17 protein-coding genes are annotated in these 17176 nt (G+C 68.0%); 6 read left to right on the top strand and 11 right to left on the bottom strand.

Going from position 1 to position 17176, the window contains the following annotated elements; translation table 11 throughout:
* Positions 1–19 precede the first annotated feature (19 nt).
* Together G6N42_RS07290 and G6N42_RS07285 are read right to left on the bottom strand one after the other, a co-directional pair.
* Entirely contained in the window at positions 20–1477 is a 1458-nt protein-coding gene (locus tag G6N42_RS07290; RefSeq protein ID WP_163727918.1) for a flavin-containing monooxygenase, read from the bottom strand.
* 125 nt (positions 1478–1602) lie between these two features.
* Positions 1603–1911 (bottom strand): hypothetical protein, encoded by a 309-nt coding sequence (locus G6N42_RS07285; protein ID WP_163727916.1) that lies wholly within the window; start codon positions 1909–1911, stop codon positions 1603–1605.
* 139 nt (positions 1912–2050) lie between these two features.
* Here G6N42_RS07285 and cobG point away from each other — a divergent pair, with 139 nt between their 5' ends.
* Genes cobG through G6N42_RS07265 form a run of 4 tightly spaced genes read left to right on the top strand, consistent with a single transcriptional unit; the run spans position 2051 to position 6362 of the window.
* Positions 2051–3175 carry a precorrin-3B synthase gene (gene cobG, locus G6N42_RS07280; RefSeq protein ID WP_163727913.1) on the top strand — a complete coding sequence of 375 codons (1125 nt, stop codon included), beginning with the start codon at positions 2051–2053 and terminating at the stop codon, positions 3173–3175.
* A 9-nt stretch (positions 3176–3184) separates the two neighbouring features.
* Complete coding sequence (locus G6N42_RS07275) at positions 3185–3811, top strand: precorrin-8X methylmutase (RefSeq protein WP_163727910.1); 627 nt, start codon at positions 3185–3187, stop codon at positions 3809–3811.
* Complete coding sequence (locus G6N42_RS07270; RefSeq protein WP_163727907.1) at positions 3808–5289, top strand: precorrin-2 C(20)-methyltransferase; 1482 nt, start codon at positions 3808–3810, stop codon at positions 5287–5289. Before G6N42_RS07275 ends, G6N42_RS07270 begins: the two co-directional genes overlap by 4 nt.
* A 5-nt stretch (positions 5290–5294) precedes the next feature.
* Entirely contained in the window at positions 5295–6362 is a 1068-nt protein-coding gene (locus tag G6N42_RS07265) for a phosphotransferase family protein (RefSeq protein ID WP_163727904.1), read from the top strand.
* On the opposite strand, the gene G6N42_RS07260 is transcribed toward G6N42_RS07265, so the two are convergent.
* The 4 genes from G6N42_RS07260 to dprE2 are packed head-to-tail and all read right to left on the bottom strand — an operon-like array spanning position 6340 to position 9750.
* The gene (locus G6N42_RS07260; RefSeq protein ID WP_163727901.1) at positions 6340–7071 is read right to left on the bottom strand and encodes a cobalt-precorrin-6A reductase; all 732 of its coding nucleotides are present in this window, start codon (positions 7069–7071) and stop codon (positions 6340–6342) included. The two genes, G6N42_RS07265 and G6N42_RS07260, sit on opposite strands and share 23 nt — an antisense overlap.
* On the bottom strand, positions 7071–7826 hold the full coding sequence (cobM, locus tag G6N42_RS07255; RefSeq protein WP_163727898.1) for a precorrin-4 C(11)-methyltransferase: 756 nt from the start codon (positions 7824–7826) through the stop codon (positions 7071–7073). The genes G6N42_RS07260 and cobM overlap by 1 nt, the downstream gene beginning before the upstream one ends.
* Positions 7823–9001 carry a precorrin-6y C5,15-methyltransferase (decarboxylating) subunit CbiE gene (cbiE, locus tag G6N42_RS07250; RefSeq protein ID WP_163727895.1) on the bottom strand — a complete coding sequence of 393 codons (1179 nt, stop codon included), beginning with the start codon at positions 8999–9001 and terminating at the stop codon, positions 7823–7825. The genes cobM and cbiE overlap by 4 nt, the downstream gene beginning before the upstream one ends.
* The gene (dprE2, locus tag G6N42_RS07245) at positions 8998–9750 is read right to left on the bottom strand and encodes a decaprenylphospho-beta-D-erythro-pentofuranosid-2-ulose 2-reductase (RefSeq protein ID WP_163727893.1); all 753 of its coding nucleotides are present in this window, start codon (positions 9748–9750) and stop codon (positions 8998–9000) included. The genes cbiE and dprE2 overlap by 4 nt, the downstream gene beginning before the upstream one ends.
* A gap of 35 nt (positions 9751–9785) precedes the next feature.
* Here dprE2 and G6N42_RS07240 point away from each other — a divergent pair, with 35 nt between their 5' ends.
* The gene (locus G6N42_RS07240; protein ID WP_163727890.1) at positions 9786–10211 is read left to right on the top strand and encodes a F420-dependent biliverdin reductase; all 426 of its coding nucleotides are present in this window, start codon (positions 9786–9788) and stop codon (positions 10209–10211) included.
* Here G6N42_RS07240 and G6N42_RS07235 read toward each other — a convergent pair.
* Together G6N42_RS07235 and G6N42_RS07230 are read right to left on the bottom strand one after the other, a co-directional pair.
* Positions 10208–11344 carry a M24 family metallopeptidase gene (locus G6N42_RS07235; protein ID WP_163727888.1) on the bottom strand — a complete coding sequence of 379 codons (1137 nt, stop codon included), beginning with the start codon at positions 11342–11344 and terminating at the stop codon, positions 10208–10210. The two genes, G6N42_RS07240 and G6N42_RS07235, sit on opposite strands and share 4 nt — an antisense overlap.
* A gap of 5 nt (positions 11345–11349) precedes the next feature.
* On the bottom strand, positions 11350–11523 hold the full coding sequence (locus G6N42_RS07230) for a VOC family protein (RefSeq protein WP_232076097.1): 174 nt from the start codon (positions 11521–11523) through the stop codon (positions 11350–11352).
* Positions 11524–11546: 23 nt separating this feature from the next.
* Between G6N42_RS07230 and G6N42_RS07225 the strand changes: the two genes are divergently transcribed.
* Entirely contained in the window at positions 11547–12518 is a 972-nt protein-coding gene (locus G6N42_RS07225; RefSeq protein ID WP_163727884.1) for a 5'-3' exonuclease, read from the top strand.
* On the opposite strand, the gene G6N42_RS07220 is transcribed toward G6N42_RS07225, so the two are convergent.
* From G6N42_RS07220 to tatC, 3 genes are read right to left on the bottom strand one after another with little or no spacing between them, the layout of a single operon-like run.
* The gene (locus G6N42_RS07220; RefSeq protein WP_163727881.1) at positions 12519–13376 is read right to left on the bottom strand and encodes a DUF4333 domain-containing protein; all 858 of its coding nucleotides are present in this window, start codon (positions 13374–13376) and stop codon (positions 12519–12521) included.
* A 37-nt stretch (positions 13377–13413) separates the two neighbouring features.
* The gene (locus G6N42_RS07215; RefSeq protein WP_163727878.1) at positions 13414–16203 is read right to left on the bottom strand and encodes a DEAD/DEAH box helicase; all 2790 of its coding nucleotides are present in this window, start codon (positions 16201–16203) and stop codon (positions 13414–13416) included.
* On the bottom strand, positions 16187–17137 hold the full coding sequence (tatC, locus tag G6N42_RS07210; RefSeq protein WP_163727875.1) for a twin-arginine translocase subunit TatC: 951 nt from the start codon (positions 17135–17137) through the stop codon (positions 16187–16189). Before tatC ends, G6N42_RS07215 begins: the two co-directional genes overlap by 17 nt.
* Positions 17138–17176 lie beyond the last annotated feature (39 nt).

Genomic DNA, 17176 nt, shown 5'->3' with positions numbered 1-17176 from the left:
AGTGTGTCGGCCGTCACACTCAGGCGGTTCGGACGTCGAAATCGCCGAGCTCAGGCGAGGCCAATAGTTCGCGGTGACGGATCGGCCGCCACGGGAAGAGCTCCGGCAGGCCGTCCTTCCCGAGGTACCAGCTCTTGCATCCGGTCACCCAAACCGTATGCGGCATATCGGCTTTCATCTGCTCGTTGTAATCCTTGGTGGCAACCTCGGTCGGCGCTGCCGCTGCGACGCGCCCGGACCGGATCTGATCGATCCACCACATCGCATATTCGGCCTGGCTCTCAGCGATGATCACCAGCGACTGGTTCCCGATCGGCGAGTGCGGTCCGATCAGCATGAACAGGTTCGGAAAGCCAGGCACCGCGACCGACCGATAAGCCTGCGGTCCGTCCGCCCACGCCTGCTCGAGCGTGAGCCCGTTCTCTCCGACGAGTTCGATCGGATGAACGTATGCGTGGGCGTCGAAACCCGTGGCGAGCACGAGCACGTCGAGTTCGTGCAGCACGCCGTCCGTGGTCACGACGCCGCGCGCCTCGACGTGATCGATGGCCGCGGTGACCAGATCGACACCCGGCTTCTGGATCGCCCGGTAGTAATGCGAGGACATCGCCAGCCGTTTGCACATCGCCTGGTAGTCGGGCGTCAGTCGTCGGCGCATCTGCGGATCGCGCACCGAGAGGCGCAGATTCCAGCGGCACAGCGCGGACACCAAGCGACGCTGCCAACCCGGTGCGACGACCGCAGGGGCTAAGCCGTTCTCGAAGAAGTACTGCCAGAACCGGTAGCTCGCTCGGTTCAGGGTCGGCCAGCGGCGCATCGCCGCGCTGGTGCGCCGCGCGTAGCGCGGGTTCGGCATCGGAAGGACCCATTGGGGCGTGCGCTGGAAGACAGTGAGGCCACGCACCTGGCCGCCCAGTTCGGCGGTGATCTGTACACCCGTTGATCCCGTTCCGATCAATCCGATTCTCTTGTCGGACAGCGAGACCGAATGATCCCATCGCGCCGAATGAAACGTGACGCCCGCAAAGCTGTCCAGTCCGGAAATATCCGGATACCGCGGTATGCGCAGCACACCGGTCGCTGTCACGACGACGTCGAACTGCTCCTCGCCCGTGCGCGTGCCCACCGTCCACCGGCCGTCGCGGTATCGCGCGGCGGTGACTTCGGCACCGAACCTGATATGCGGTGTGATGCCACGCTCGTCGGCCACCTGCCGGAAGTAGCGGTGGATCTCCGGACCCGGCGACATGAAACGCGACCAATCGGGATTGGGCCGGAAGGAATACGAGTAGAAACGCGACGGGACGTCGCAACTCAAGCCGGGATAGGTGTTGTCGCGCCAGGTTCCGCCGACGTCGTCGGCGGACTCGTAGATCACTAAGTCGTCGATGCCGGCGTCCTGCAGTTTGACCGCCATACAGATGCCGGACATGCCCGCGCCGATGATCGCGACCCTGAGGGCACGTTGTCTGGACATGGTCAGCCCCCTCCCGATGCACGGACGGTACGCCGGACGAGAGCTGATGTTTGCGTAATCGCCCGTCGGTCGGCGGTGTCGAATCCCTCTCCGAGTCGGCCGCCCGGTGCGGCCGGCCAGCAGATCTAAAGCCGGCCCATCTCCCGCGACATCAAGGCGTTTTCCAGGTAGAGGGAGCGCCGGGCTTGGTAACGCTGCGCAGGCGGTCGCGAGGAGTGGACCAGCCCACTCATCGCCTGAGACACCGACTTCATCGCGACCGACCAGCGGCTGGGCCGCACGTGCGGCATCGCTACCGCAGCCGCGGTGGCGAACAGCACCTGCTGTTCGGTGATCAGCGTCGTTCCCTCGGACGACGGCGCCGGAATCGCGACCGGCGACGGGACGACCGTCTTGCGGAAAGTTGGACGGGTAATCGTCGTCAGATCGATCATGGCTCTCTCCCACCGTGTGCGCCCGGGCTGCCCGGGCTCCTATTAGGGAAAACTACGAGCGGCGCGTCGAGAACACATGCGTAGGCGACTACCTCAGTCCGTGCTGAACACGCCAGCAACCCGGGCGTACCGTGAACTGATGGCCAGGACCCGCGACCAGGATGCCTGCCCGGGTGCGTTGCAGGTTCACCAGGCTGCGGACGGAGCGCTGGCCAGGGTGCGGCTTCCGGGCGGGATGATCACCGCGCAGCAGCTCGAATCGCTGGCGCTCGCGGCGACGCAGTGGGCGTCCCCGGCAATGGAAATGACCTCGCGCGGCAACGTCCAGATCCGCGCTGTCACCGACACCGCCGCGGTCACCGAGGCGTTGGTGGCGTCGGGTCTGCTGCCCTCAGCGACGCACGAGCGGGTGCGCAACATCGTCGCCTCACCGCTGTCCGGTCGGGTCGGCGAAGATGCCGACATCCGTGCGATGGTCGCACAACTCGACCATGCGATCCAGGGGCAGCCGGCGCTGGCGGGGCTGACCGGCAGATTCCTGTTCGGCATCGACGACGGACGCGGCGACATCAGCGGACTGGGAGTCGATGCCGGGGTCCAGATCATCGGTGATTCGGCGGCGCTGCTGCTGGCCGGCCGCGATACCGGCGTGCGGGTGCCGCCCGGCGACGCGGTCCGAACGCTCGTGACGGTGGCGGACCGGTTCGCGACCAGTCGCGGAACACACTGGCGCATCAGCGAGCTCGACGACACGGCGCAACTGCTGGCGGGATTCCCGTTGACCGCCGAACCCGGTGCGACGTGGCCCCCGGTGAGTCGGCCGCCGGTCGGCTGGATCGAGCAGAACGACGGGCGCGTCGCGCTGGGCGCCGCTGTTCCGCTGGGCGTCCTCAACGCCCGTGTCGCCGAGTACCTTGCGGCCATCAACGCGCCGATGGTGATCACGCCCTGGCGTTCGGTGCTCGTATTCGACCTCACCGGGGACGTCGCCGACGTTGCGCTGCGGGTACTGGCGCCCATGGGTCTGGTGTTCGACGAGAACTCGCCGTGGTTGTCGGTCAGTGCATGCACCGGCAGCCCGGGCTGTGAGCGCTCCGCTGCCGACGTCCGAGCCGACGCCGCCGCCGTGGCCATGGCGATCGACGGGCCGGCGACCGGTCATCGGCACTTCGTCGGATGCGACCGTGCCTGCGGCAGCCCTGCGACAGGTGACGTGCTGGTCGCGACCGGAGACGGATACCGGCCGCGGGACACCCACCCGTAGGGTGATCGGGTGCTCGACTACATCCGTGACGCCGCCGAGATCTACCGGCAGTCGTTCGCGACCATTCGCGACGAAGCGGACTTGTCGCGGTTTCCCGATGACGTCGCCCGTGTCGTGGTCCGGCTGATCCACACCTGCGGGCAGGTCGATGTCGCCGATCATGTCGCCTACAGCGACGACGTCGTCGCGAAGGCCCACGCCGCACTCGTCGCCGGAGCCCCGGTGCTGTGCGACTCGTCGATGGTGGCCGCCGGCATCACCAAATCTCGGCTGCCGGCCGGAAACGACGTCGTCTCGCTTGTCGCCGACGAACGGGCGCCCGAGTTGGCCGAGCGACTCGGCAGCACTCGGTCCGCCGCGGGTGTGGATCTGTGGGCCGACCGGCTCGGTGGTGCGGTGGTCGCGATCGGCAACGCGCCGACCGCGCTGTTCCGTCTCCTGGAACTCCTCGACGACGGCGCCCCAACACCCGCCGCGGTACTGGGCGGACCGGTCGGGTTCGTCGGCTCCGCACAGTCCAAACAGGAGTTGATCCAGCGGCCCCGCGGAATGTCATATCTGGTCGTGACAGGCCGCCGCGGAGGCAGCGCGATGGCCGCGGCCGCCGTGAATTCGATTGCGCAAGAACGCGAATGACTGAGAAGCGGGGAACTCTCTGGGGCGTAGGGCTCGGTCCCGGCGACCCTGAGCTGGTGACGGTCAAGGCGGCACGGGTCATCGGCGCGGCCGACGTCGTCGCGTACCACAGTGCCCGGCACGGGAAGAGCATTGCGCGTGGCATCGCCGAGCCTTATCTACGTGCCGGCCAGATCGAAGAGCACCTGGTGTACCCGGTGACCACCGAGACCACGGAACATCCCGGCGGCTACGCCGGGGCGATGGAGGATTTCTACCGTGAGTCCGCCGATCGGATCGCGGTACATCTCGAGGCGGGCCGCGACGTCGCCCTCCTCGCGGAGGGCGATCCGCTGTTCTACAGCTCCTATATGCACATGCACACCCGGCTGACCGAGCGGTTCGACGCGGTGATCGTCCCCGGCGTCACGTCGGTGAGCGCTGCGTCGGCGGCGACCGGCACTCCCCTCGTCCAGGGCGAGGAGGTGCTGACGATCCTGCCGGGGACCCTTCCGGTCGACGAACTCAAGCGCAGGCTGGCCGACACCGACGCGGCCGTCATCCTCAAGCTCGGCCGTTCGTATCCGGCAGTGCGCGAAGCGCTTTCGTCGGCGGGTCGCCTCGATGAGACCTTCTACGTGGAGCGCGCGAGCACACCGGCGCAACGAGTGCTGGCCGCCGCGGACGTCGACGAGACATCGGTTCCCTACTTCTCGCTGGCGATGCTGCCGGGAACCCCCCGGCCCGAGACGCAGCGCGGCAGCGTCGCGGTGGTCGGACTCGGGCCCGGCGACGTCGAGTGGATGACCCCGCAGAGCCGCCGCGAGCTCGCGCTGGCCACCGACCTCATCGGCTATGGCCCCTACCTGGACCGCGTCGGCACTCGCGACGGTCAGCGCCGCCACCCCAGCGACAACACCGATGAACCCGCGCGGGCCCGCTTAGCATGCACACTGGCCGAACAGGGCCGCGCCGTCGCGGTGGTGTCCTCGGGCGACCCTGGAGTGTTCGCGATGGCGACTGCGGTGCTCGAGGAGGCCAAGGAATGGCCCGGGGTGGCGGTGCGGGTCATCCCGGCGATGACTGCGGCGCAGGCGGTCGCGAGCCGGGTCGGGGCGCCGCTGGGCCACGACTACGCCGTCATCTCGCTGTCCGACCGGCTCAAGCCATGGGAGGTGATCGCGGCGCGACTGACCGCCGCTGCGACGGCCGACCTGGTGCTGGCCATCTACAACCCCGCATCCAAGAGCAGAACCTGGCAGGTCGGTGCGATGCGCGAGCTGCTGCTCGAACATCGTGACCCGGGTACGCCGGTGGTGATCGGCCGCGACGTCTCCGGTCCGAACGAAGAGGTGCGGGTGGTGCGGTTGGCCGATCTCGATCCCGCCGACGTCGACATGCGCACCCTGCTGATCGTCGGTTCGTCTCAGACGCAGTGGTACCTGAGCGACGAAGGGGACACCGTCTTCACGCCCCGGCGCTACCCACCTAGGATCTGACGACCATGGGCATTCCACACGGACCCGAAGATGTAACGGCGGCATGGCTGGGGTCGGTGCTCGACGCCGACGTGAGCGAGGTCGACGTCACCGCGATCGGTACCGGCCAGACCGGTGCCACGTATCGGGTTTCGGCGACGTATGCCACTCCGCAGGCGGGCCTGCCGAACTCGTTTGCGGTCAAGCTCTCCGCGCAAGACGATGCGGTCCGCGAACGGGTGGCGCTCGGCTACCGGTCGGAGGTCGAGTTCTACTCGCGGATCGCCGACCGGATGCGCATCCCGGTACCCCGGAGCTTTTACTGCGACATCTCCTCCGACGGCGCCGATGTCGTGCTGCTGCTCGGTGACATGGCGCCTGCGGTGCAGGGCGATCAGATCGCCGGCTGCACCGAACAGGAGGCCCGGCTGGCGGTGGAAGCGCTGGCCGGCCTGCACGGCCCAAGCTGGTGTGATCCGGAGTGGATGGATCTGGCCGCCATCGCCATGCCGAAACCCGGCGACGACGACGCCGCCAAGGGCCTCGGCGACATCTCGACGATGGCCGCCGACATCGTGCTCGACCGGCTCGGCGCGCGCATCAGCCCCGAGGATCAGGAAACCCTGGTCGCTTCGATGGCTTCCGTCACCACGTGGCTGAGGGCCGAGCCGAAACGGTTCGCACTCATGCACGGCGACTACCGGCTCGACAACATGTTGTTCGACCCGGACCGCACCCGCATCACCGTCGTCGACTGGCAGACCGTCGGAATCGGACTGCCGGGACGCGACCTCGCCTACTTCACCGGGACGAGCTTGGAACCGGCGTTGCGCGCCGACGTCGAGCGCGGCCTCGTCGAGACCTACCACCAAGCGTTGCTCGGGTACGGGATAACGGATTACGACGCCGAAACCTGTTGGCGCGATTACCGTCTCGGCGCCGTACAGGTTCCGCTGCTCGTCGCCCTCGGTACCGCCTTCGCGGCCACCACCGACCGCGGCGACGACATGATGCTGGCCATGCTCAGCCGCGGCTGCCAGGCCATCCGCGAGCTGGAGACGCTCGAACTGATCAACTCCTACCAATCGTCCTGACCCACGCGACCGCGTCGTCGACCGTGGTCACCGTTCGAACGCCCGGCGGCAACGCCGGGCGCTCGACCATGACGACAGGGATGCTCAGCGCGGCCGCCGCGTCGAGCTTGGGTCGGGTCATCGCGCCGCCGCTGTTCTTGGTCACCAAGACGTCGATGCGGTGTTCACGCAACAACTCCAGCTCGCCCTCGTAGCGGTAGGGACCGCGCGACAACAGGATCTGATGCTGCGCCGGCAGCGCGGCCGCGTCCGGGGCGGTCACCGCGCGGATCAGGAACCAGGCATCGGCGTCTTTGAATGCGGCCGTCCCGGTGCGTCCCGTCGTCAGGAACACCCGCGAAAAGCCTTGTTCTGCAACCACTTCTGCGGCGTGAACATCAGACGTCACCATGATGGCATCAGCGGAGGGCCAGGCGGGCCGGGCCAGCAGTAGATGCGGCACGCCGAGCTCCTGGCACGCCGCGGCGGCATTGGCCGTGATGGTCGCCGCGAACGGGTGGGTGGCGTCGACGACTGCGTCGACGACGGTTTCGCGTAACCAGTCTTGCAGCCCGTCGACACCGCCGAATCCGCCGATCCGCACCTGACCCGCCGGCAGCGCCGGGTCGGGCACCCGGCCGGCCAGGGAACTGATCACCTCGTCGTCAGGATGCAGCCGGGCCGCCAGCGCACGGGCCTCAGACGTACCGCCCAGCAACAGGATCCGCATCAATGCCGTTCCTGGCGGGCCCGACCGGCGGAGTAGAGGTAGCTGTCGGCGAAGCCTTCGGCGGCGAGCACCTCGCCGACGACGATGACCGCGGTCCGGGTGATCTCGGCGGAATGCATCTGCTCGGCGAGATGGGCGAGCGTGCACCGGACGATCTGTTGTTGAGGCCAACTGGCGAACGCCACGACGGCACATGGCGTTTCGGGCCGGTATCCGCCTGCCAGCAACTGCGGGACGATCGCATCGATCTGTGCGGCGGCGAGATGGAGAACCAGGGTGCCGCCGGAGGCCGACAGCGTCGCCAGATCCTCGCCCGGCGGCATCGCCGTCGACAGTGTCGCCACCCGGGTGAGCGTGACGGTCTGCGCCACTCCGGGGACGGTGAGCTCTCGTCCGAGTGCCGCAGCGGCCGCCGCGAAAGCTGGTACGCCGGGCACGATTTCGTAGTCGATGCCAAGTGCGTCGAGGCGGCGGCACTGCTCGGCGACCGCGCTGTAGATCGACGGGTCGCCGGAATGCAGCCGGGCCACATCATGACCCGCGGCGTTGGCGTCGGCGATCTCGGTGATGATCGCGTCCAACGCCAGGGGGCCGGTGTCGATCACCCTTGCGTCGGGTGGGCACAGTGCGAGCAGGTCCTCGGGCATGATCGAGCCGGCATAAAGGCAGACCGGGCAGCGATTGAGCAGCCGTTGGCCGCGCACGGTGATGAGATCGGCCGCGCCCGGGCCTGCCCCGATGAAGTACACGGTCATCGTTTGGTCACCGACCACTGCGTGATGGGCATCGCCGGCCGCCATCCGGTGAACCCGCCCAGCGGCTCGCCTCGTTGATACTCGAATCGGACAAGATGCCCGCCATATCGCGAATACCATTCGGCGACAACCGCTTCCGACTCAACCGTCACGGTGTTCACGACGAGGCGCCCGCCCACCGTCAGCCGGTCGTAGCACGCCTCGAGCAGGCCCGGCTGCGTCAGGCCCCCGCCGATGAAGATCGCGGCGGGCGGCGGCACGGAATCGAACGTGCCGGGTGCGTCGACCTGAACCTCGACGCGGGCGCCGAAGGCAATCGCGTTCTCGGTGATGCGCTTGCGTCGCCCTTCGTCGCGTTCGAATGCGACCGCATGACAGCCCGGTCCGCTGCGGCACCACTCGATCGCGATGCTTCCCGACCCGGCCCCGACGTCCCACAGCAGTTCGCCGGGCCTCGGTGCGAGCGCGGCCAGGGTCAACGCGCGCACCGGTTGTTTGGTGATCTGGCCGTCGTTGGCGTACGCCTCGTCGGGCATTATTGCGAACCGGCGCTCGTCGGGCAGGTATCGCACGGCGATCACGTTGAGATCGTCGACATCGCCCGGCGGGCGGGCGGCCCACTCACGTGCGGTGGCCGTACGGCGCCGCTCTGCAGGGCCGCCGAGCTGCTCGAGCACGGTGATCTCCGCGTCACCGCGCCCGGTGTCGGTGAGCAACCTTGCCAACGCCGCCGGGCTGGTGGAGTCCCGGGACAGCACGACGGCCTGCCCGCCGCGCCGTACCGCGGTGTGTGGCTCGCTGGTGACGAGGCTGATGATCTCGGTGTCCTGCACCGCCCACCCGACCCGCGAACATGCCAACGTCACCGACGACACGTGCGGCAGCACGACGACATTCTCGGCGCCGTGCAGCCGGATCAGCGAGGTGCCCACGCCGTGCAGCAGCGGGTCGCCGCTGGCCACCACGTGCACATCGCCGGTGGCCCCGTCGAGGATCGTGCGCAGCGCCGGCAACATCGGTGTCGGCCACGCCCGGCGCACAGCGGTGAGACTGCCGTCCAGCAGATCCAGCTGACGTCGTGACCCGTGAACGACTGTGGCCCGGGCCAATTCGGCCCGCGACGCCTGCGCCAGGCCAGACATGCCGTCGGCGCCGATTCCAACGACGATGATCATCTGGGCATCCTTCGCCACACGAACCGCGGCGTCATTCGGAAGGCGAACGCCAGTACTGCGATCGCCCCGGGAACCCACACCGTGGCGCGGCCCTTGCGCAGTGCCCGCACTACCGCGTCCGCTACCTGCTGCGGGGTGCTCGACAGCGGCGCCGGCTTCATTCCCTCGGTCATCCGTCCGATCACGAAACCTGGCCGCACCACCAGTAGCCGTACCCCGGATCCGTGCAGCGCGTCGGCCAGCCCGCTGCAGAAGCCTTCGAGTCCCGCTTTGGCGGAACCGTAGACGTAGTTGGCTCGCCGCACGCGGGCGCCCGCGATCGAGGAGAACGCCACGATGCGGCCGTAACCTGCGGCTGACATCGTGGCGGCCAGCACTGTCAAGAGGCTGGCCTGTGCGACGAAGTCGGTGTGCAGGATCGCCGCCGCATGCGCGGGGTCCCGCTCGGCGCGGGTCTGGTCGCCGAGAATCCCGAACGCGAGCACCGCGGTGTCGATCGGACCGAAGTCGGCGACGATCGAGTCGACGAGCGGGCGGTGCGTCGCCAGCGCGTCGGCATCGAACTCACGCACCGCCACCGCGGCGGCACCGGCTGCTCGCACCGCCGCGACCTGTTGATCGACATCGCCGCAGCGGCGCGCCGCCAGCAGCACGGTCGATCCGGGCGCCAACCGCTTCGCCACCTCGAGTCCGATCTCGCTGCGTCCGCCGAAGATCACGACGAACTCGGTATCGGCCGTGTCATCCACGGTTGCGATTATGGCCTGCGCTAAGTTGGGCCCTGATGGCCCAGTCAAGTCGTCGGGCAACAACCCGACTCACGAACGACGCGATCGCGTTCCTCTCCGAACGCCACTTGGCCATGCTGGCCACGCTCCGGTCGGACAATTCGCCGCACGTGGTGGCCGTGGGCTTCACCTTCGATCCCAAGACGCACATCGCTCGGGTGATCACCTCAGGCGGCTCCCAAAAGGCGGTCAACGCCGAGAAGCAGGGTGTCGCGGTCCTGAGCCAGGTCGACGGCGCGCGATGGCTGTCCCTGGAAGGCAAGGCGACGGTCAACCCCGACCCGGACGCGGTGCGCGATGCCGAATTGCGGTACGCGCAGCGGTACCGAACACCACGGCCCAACCCCAAGCGCGTGGTGATCGAGGTCCGCGTCGAGCGAGTGCTGGGGTCCTCGGACCTGCTGGACCGCTCGCCCGACTAGCCCGCAGGCACGACGACCAGGTCGTGGGGGCGGTTGTTGACCGAGAGGGCGCCATCCGCCGTGACGATCACGATGTCCTCGATCCGTGCACCCCACTGGCCAGGGAAATAGATGCCGGGCTCGACGGAGAACGCCATGCCCTCCTCGAGGGGCAGATCGTTTCCCGCGACGATGTAGGGCTCCTCGTGCACCGACAACCCGATGCCGTGTCCGGTGCGGTGGACGAACGCGTCGGCCAGTCCTGCGGCGGCCAGCAGGTCGCGGGCGGTGGCGTCGACCTGCTCTGCGGTGACGCCGGGCCGCACCGCGTCGACCGCGGCCTGCTGGGCGCGCTGCAGAACGGCGTAGCGCCGCGCGACCTCCGGATCGGGCTCGCCGATGCTGTAGGTCCGGGTGGAGTCGGAGTTGTAGCCGGGCTCGTACGGACCGCCGATGTCCACGACGACGATGTCGCCGGCCCGCAGTTCACGGTCAGAACATTCGTGGTGCGGATCGGCGCCATGCGGTCCGGAGCCGACGATGATGAATGCGACCTCCGAATGCCCCTCGGCGACAATCGCATCGGCGATATCGGCCGCCACGTCGGCTTCGGTGCGGCCGGGCACCAAGAACTCAGGGACGCGGGCGTGCACCCGGTCGATCGCCGCGCCTGCCTTGCGCAGTGCGTCGATCTCGGCGGGATCCTTGATCATTCGCAACCGGCGCAGAACGTCGGTGGCCAGCACGGGAACCACCCCGAGCACGTGGGCCAGCGGGAGGAGGTGCAAGGCGGGCATCGCGTCGGTCACCGCGACGGCTGCCGGCGCCCCACCGAGCGCGTCGGCCACCAATGCGTAGGGATCGTCGCCGTCCACCCAATCACGCACCACCACAGGCAATTCGGTCACCGCCGAGTCTCTCAGCGACGCCAGCTCCAGCCGCGGCACCACGACCGTGGCCTCGCCGGTCGTGGGCAGTACCAGCGCCGTCAGCCGTTCGAAGGTCTGCGCACGGGAGCCGACCAGATATCGCAGATCGTAGCCCGGCGTGATGACCAGGCCGGTCAGGCCCGCATCGGCTGCCGCGGCGGCGGCCACCCGCAGACGGTGTGCGTATACGTCGGTGTCGAATCGCGCAGTGCTGGTGGCGGGCATGACTTTCAGGCTAATCGACCCGATAGCTGGCGACCTCGATCAGGTTGCCGGCGGGATCCCGGCAGTAGTGTGACGTCATCGGCCCCTGCGCCCAGCACCCGCACATACCAGTCGACGGTCTGCTCGACGTCGCGGCAGTTGAGCACCACGTGGTCGATTCGGTCAACGGCGAAGGCCATACCCCACGCTACTGTTTGAAACCGTGTCCGCTCCCCTGGTCTTGCTCGACGGCGCCAGCATGTGGTTTCGCTCGTACTTCGGTGTGCCCTCGTCGATCACGGCGCCCGACGGGCGGCCGGTCAACGCGCTGCGCGGCTTCCTGGACGCCGTCGCGACGGTCATCACCCGTGAACGGCCGAGCCGCCTGGTGGTGTGCCGTGACGACGATTGGCGGCCGCAGTGGCGCGTCGACCTGATCCCGTCGTACAAGGCGCACCGGGTGGTCGAGGAGAACCCCGGCGACGAGCCTGACGTCGAGGAGGTGCCCGACGACCTGACACCGCAGGTCGACATGATCATGGAGATCCTGGACGCGTTCGGCATCGCGACAGCAGGCGCCCCGGAATGCGAGGCCGACGACATCCTGGGCACGCTGGCCATTCATGAGCGACGCGATCCGGTGGTCGTCGTCAGCGGTGATCGGGACCTCTTGCAGCTCGTGCGCGACGAGCCGGTGCCCGTCCGGGTGCTCTATCTGGGTCGCGGCCTGGCGAAGGCGACCAAGTGGGGACCGGAAGAGGTGGCCGAGACCTATAAGGTGCCGGTCGAGCGGGCCGGTGCCGCCTACGCCGAACTCGCGATGATGCGCGGCGACCCGTCCGACGGCCTGCCCGGGATACCGGGTGTCGGGGACAAGACGGCGGCGACGCTACTGGCCCAGCACGGCTCGCTGGAGAACATTCTGGCCGCCGCACACGATCCAAAGTCCAAGATGTCCAAGGCATATCGGACGAAACTGCTGAACGCCATGGACTACATCGAGAAAGCCGGGCCGGTGGTGCGGGTGGCCAGCAACCTGGCCCCCGACGCCAAGCTCGATTGGTCGACGTCGTCCGACACCCTGCCGCTGGCCGCCGAACACCCGCGCAAGGTCGTCAAACTCGCCGAGCAGTACGGCGTCACGTCGTCGATCGCCCGACTGCAGAAGGCGCTCGACGAGTTGCCGAACCGCTAGTTACTTGGGGCGGCCGACCTCATAGGTGCCGCTGTCGTCCTGGAAGGTCACCGTCACCTGGCGCTTGGTTCCGTCGATGCTGACCTCGCAGTCGAAGGTGCCACCCTTCTCGACCGTCGGGTTCTGGCCGTCGTTGCACTTGACGTTGGACACGTTCTTGGCGCCGTAGCCATTGGCCTCATCGGTCAGCACCCGCTGTACACCGGTCTGCGCCGCATCGATATCGAGCTTGGTGGTGACGAAGAAACCGGGCTTCCAGAAGCCCATCACGAGCACCACGGCCACGATGACCGCCGCGAGCAGGCCGATCACACCGCCGATGACCGCCAGTGAGCGCTTCGACCCTTCCTCGGTGCCGGGCGCGCCGAACTGCCCGGGCTGCCCGAACTGACCGGGCTGCTGGCCGTACTGCCCGGGCTGGCCGTACTGACCGGGCTGCTGGCCGTACTGACCGGGCTGACCGTATTGCGTCGCGTACTGACTGGACGGGTCGTAGCCGGGCTGCTGACCGTACTGACCCTGCTGCGGGTAGGCCTGCTGGCCGTACTCGGTGGGCTGCTGGTACTCCTGCGGCGGCTGATATGCCGGCTGCTGCGGGTACTGGCCGTAGTGCTGTTGCTGTGACGGGTCGTAGGCAGCAGCTTGCGGCTGTGACGGGTCGTACGCCGGCGGCTGCTGTTGTTGCGACGGGTCATACGCCGGCGGCTGCCACTGCGGCGCGGCCGTGGTCGGCTCGCTGGCCGCAGGCTGCTGCTGCCACTGGTTGGTCGGATCGCTTGCCGGCTGCTCCGCGGGCTGGTCCGGCTGCTGGCCGCCGCTCCAGTGCTGCGTCGGGTCAGATCCCTGCGGTCCGCTCATCTCACTCCTTGATCACCCGGTGCTTGCTTGCCACACCCTACCCCGCATCAACAGCTACGACGCCTCGCCGAACGTCGTTGATCGCGCGTTTCGCGGTCGCCCGCAGCGCTGGGTCGGGCGCTGCGTTACGCACCTGATCGAGTAGGTCCAGAACTTGGCGGCACCAGCGTACGAAATCACCTGCCGACAGCGGGGACCCGGTGCCGCCGGTGTCCGATGCCGCCAGCGCCCTGGTGAGGTCGCCCGTGGAAGCCCAGCGATAAATGGCGGCGACGAATCCTTCGTCAGGTTCGCGGCTGTGACTGATCCGGTGGCGCTGTTCGTCGGCGCGCAGTTCGGTCCACAGCCTGCGGGTCTGATTCAGCGCGCGCCGCATCTTGCCGGTCGCGACGTCGGCACCGCCCGGTGCGGTCGGCGTGTCGCCGCGTGACTCGTAGAGCACCGCCGACAGCACCGCGGCCAGCTCCGCGGCGTCCAGACCCTCCCAGATGCCGCTGCGCAGGGATTCGGCGACCAGCAGATCGCTCTCGCTGTAGATCCGGGCCAGCACGCGGCCGTCGGCGGTGACCTTCGGGTCGGCCTCGCCCGCGCCGGCCTCGATGAAGCCCCGTTCGGTCAGCAGCGTCACGATCTTGTCGAACGTTCGCGCCAGTGAGTTCGTCGCCGCCGCGACCTTCTGCCGGATTTGTTCGTTGTCTCGCTCGACGCGCAGATACCGCTCGGCAAGCCGCGCCTTTTCCTCTCGATCGGCCAGTTGATGTGCGGGATGCCGGCGAACCTGTTCACGCAGCGACGCCAATTCGGGGTCGACGTCGCGTTCGGCGGGCTCACCGCTGCGCTTGCGCTTGGCCGCCGGAGCGTCGAGTCCGGCGGCGGCCGACCGCAACGCCGAGGCGAGGTCGCGCCGCGCTCGGGGGTTGCGGTGTTCCACTCGCTTCGGCAGCGACATGGACCCCAGCGGTGCCGATGCCCCTGAGTAGTCCGCGGACGAGATCCGTCCGGCCCAGCGGTGTTCGGTCAGCACCAGCGGGCGTGGATCTTCGCTGTCTCGCGCGGGTTCCAGGACCACCGCCAGCCCACCTCGCCTGCCCTGCGTGATGGTGATGATGTCACCGCGGCGCAGCGACTCCAGTGCGTCGTTGGCAGCCTTGCGCCGTTGCAGCCGTGACGCTCTGGACTGTGCCCGCTCGCGTTCGGAGATCTGCAGCCGCAACCGCACGTAGTTCAGAATCGGAATCTCTCGACCCTTGATCGGCTCACCGTCGGTCAGTTCGGCCGCGATCTCCTCGAGCATCTTCTCACCACGTTCGATGCCGCGCACCAAACCCACGACCGACCGGTCCGCCTGGTACTGCGCAAACGAACTCTCCAGCAGCTTGTGTGCCTGTGCGGGGCCCATCTGGTGCACCAGGTTGATGGTCATGTTGTACGACGGCGCAAAGGAACTGCGCAGGGGGAAGGTACGGGTGGACGCGAGACCGGCGACCTCGGCGGGATCGACATCGGGAGTCCACAGCACCACCGCGTGGCCCTCCACGTCGATACCCCGGCGTCCGGCGCGGCCGGTCAATTGCGTGTACTCCCCCGGCGTCAACGGCATGTGCTGTTCGCCGTTGAACTTCACCAGACGTTCGAGCACCACTGTCCGCGCGGGCATGTTGATTCCCAAAGCCAGTGTCTCCGTAGCGAAAACAGCCTTTACCAGTCCTGCGACGAACAACTCCTCCACGGTGTGGCGGAACACCGGCAACATGCCGGCGTGGTGGGCCGCGAGGCCGCGCAGCAGCCCCTCGCGCCATTCGTGGTAGTCGAGAATGATCAGGTCGGCTTCGGGCAGGTCAGCGCACCGGCGGTCGATCACCTCGGCAATGCGGGCGCGTTCTTCGTTCGTCGTGAGCCGCAGCGACGAGCGCAGGCACTGCTTGACGGCGGCGTCGCACCCGGCCCGCGAGAAGATGAACGTGATCGCGGGCAGTAGGTTCTCCCGCTCCAGGGTGCCGATCACGTCGGGCCGGCTCGGGCCCCGGTAGATGCTCGGACGGTCACGATTGCGACCCCGGCCACGCGGCTGCCAATCGGCAAGCCGGTCGGCTTCAAGTCGATGTGAGATGTGACGTAACAACTCCGGATCGACCAGCAATTCGCGCCCAGGTCGACGGGATGCCTGCTTCGCGCCCGTCGCGCGATAGTCGAACAGGTCGAACACCCGCTTGCCGACCATGACGTGCTGCCACAGCGGGACGGGGCGGTGTTCGTCGACCACCACCGTGGTGTCGCCGCGCACCGTCTGGATCCAACCGCCGAACTCCTCGGCGTTGCTCACTGTCGCCGAAAGGCTCACCAGCAGAACGTCGTCCGGTAGATGCAGGATCACTTCCTCCCAGACCGCACCGCGCATCCGGTCGGCCAGGAAGTGCACCTCGTCCATCACGACGTGGGAAAGTCCATGTAGTGCAGGAGAATTCGCGTACAGCATGTTCCGAAGCACTTCGGTGGTCATCACCACGATGTCGGCGTCGCCGTTGATCGACTGGTCGCCGGTCAGCAGGCCGATCGTCTCGGCACCGTACCGGCGCGCCAGATCGTTGTGCTTCTGGTTGCTCAGCGCCTTGATGGGCGTGGTGTAGAAGCACTTCCGGCCCGCCGCCAGCGCCAGGTGGACGGCGAATTCCCCGACCACGGTCTTACCCGCACCCGTCGGCGCGCAGACCAGCACGCCGTGGCCGTTCTCCAGCGCCTCGCACGCGGTCCGCTGGAACGGGTCGAGACTGAACGGCAGCCCTTCGGTGAAGCCCGCCAGGAGGGGCCCGTCAGGTGGCGTCGTCATCGACCACGAGCCGCGAGGCCGTCGGCACGGCGGCGGGCGCGTCGATCTGCTCGACACCGCCGATGGGTGCGGCCTGTTCGTCGGGAATCTCTTCGAGGGCCTCGCGACGCGCCTTGCGTTTGTCGTGGAGGCGCGCGATCTGGATCGCGAACTCGAGCAGCACCGTGAGCGCCATTGCCAGTGCGAGCATCGAGAAGGGATCCGAGCCGGGCGTGAAGAACGCGGCGAACACGAAGAGCCCGAAGATCAGGCCGCGTCGCCACTTCTTGAGCTTCTCGTAGGGCAGGATTCCGACGAAGTTCAGCATGACGATCAGCAGCGGGAACTCGAAGCTGAAGCCGAACACCAGCAGCAGGTTGATCAGGAATCCGAAGTACTGGTCGCCGGACAGCGCCGTCACCTGGACGTCGTTGCCGACGGTCAACAGGAATCCGAGGGCGGTCGACAGCACCACGTAGGCCAGCACCGCTCCCGCGATGAACAGGATGGCGCCGATGGCGACGAACGCGACGGCGAAGCGCCGTTCCTTCTTGTACAGGCCAGGGGTGATGAACGCCCACAGGTGATACAGCCAGACGGGGCATGCCATCACGATCCCCGCCGTCAGCGAAACCTTCAGACGAAGCATGAACTGGTCGAACGGGGCGGTGGCGAGCAGTCGGCAGGCGCCGTCGGGCGCAATGGTCGCGCGGTCCGACGCGGGCAGTGCGCAGTAGGGTCCCCGCAGCCAGTCGCCCAGGCTGGGCAGCCCGAAGACACCGTGGGTGTACCAGAGGAAGCCGAGGATCGTCGTCAGCACGATCGCGCAGACGGAGAGCAGTAGGCGCGTCCGCAGCTCGTGGAGATGCTCGACCAGCGACATCGTGCCGTCGGGGTTGACGCGCGAGCGACGCCGACGAGGATCGAGTTTCTTGAAGATTCCGGGGGTCTGCACAGCGATGCCTATGACGCGGCCTCAGGCCGCGTGCGGTTG

This window comes from Mycobacterium gallinarum (assembly GCF_010726765.1).
In the GTDB taxonomy this organism is placed as follows: Bacteria; Actinomycetota; Actinomycetes; order Mycobacteriales; family Mycobacteriaceae; genus Mycobacterium; species Mycobacterium gallinarum.
The sequence above is the reverse complement of the archived record's forward strand: the minus strand, read 5'-3'. Positions and strand labels throughout refer to the sequence as shown.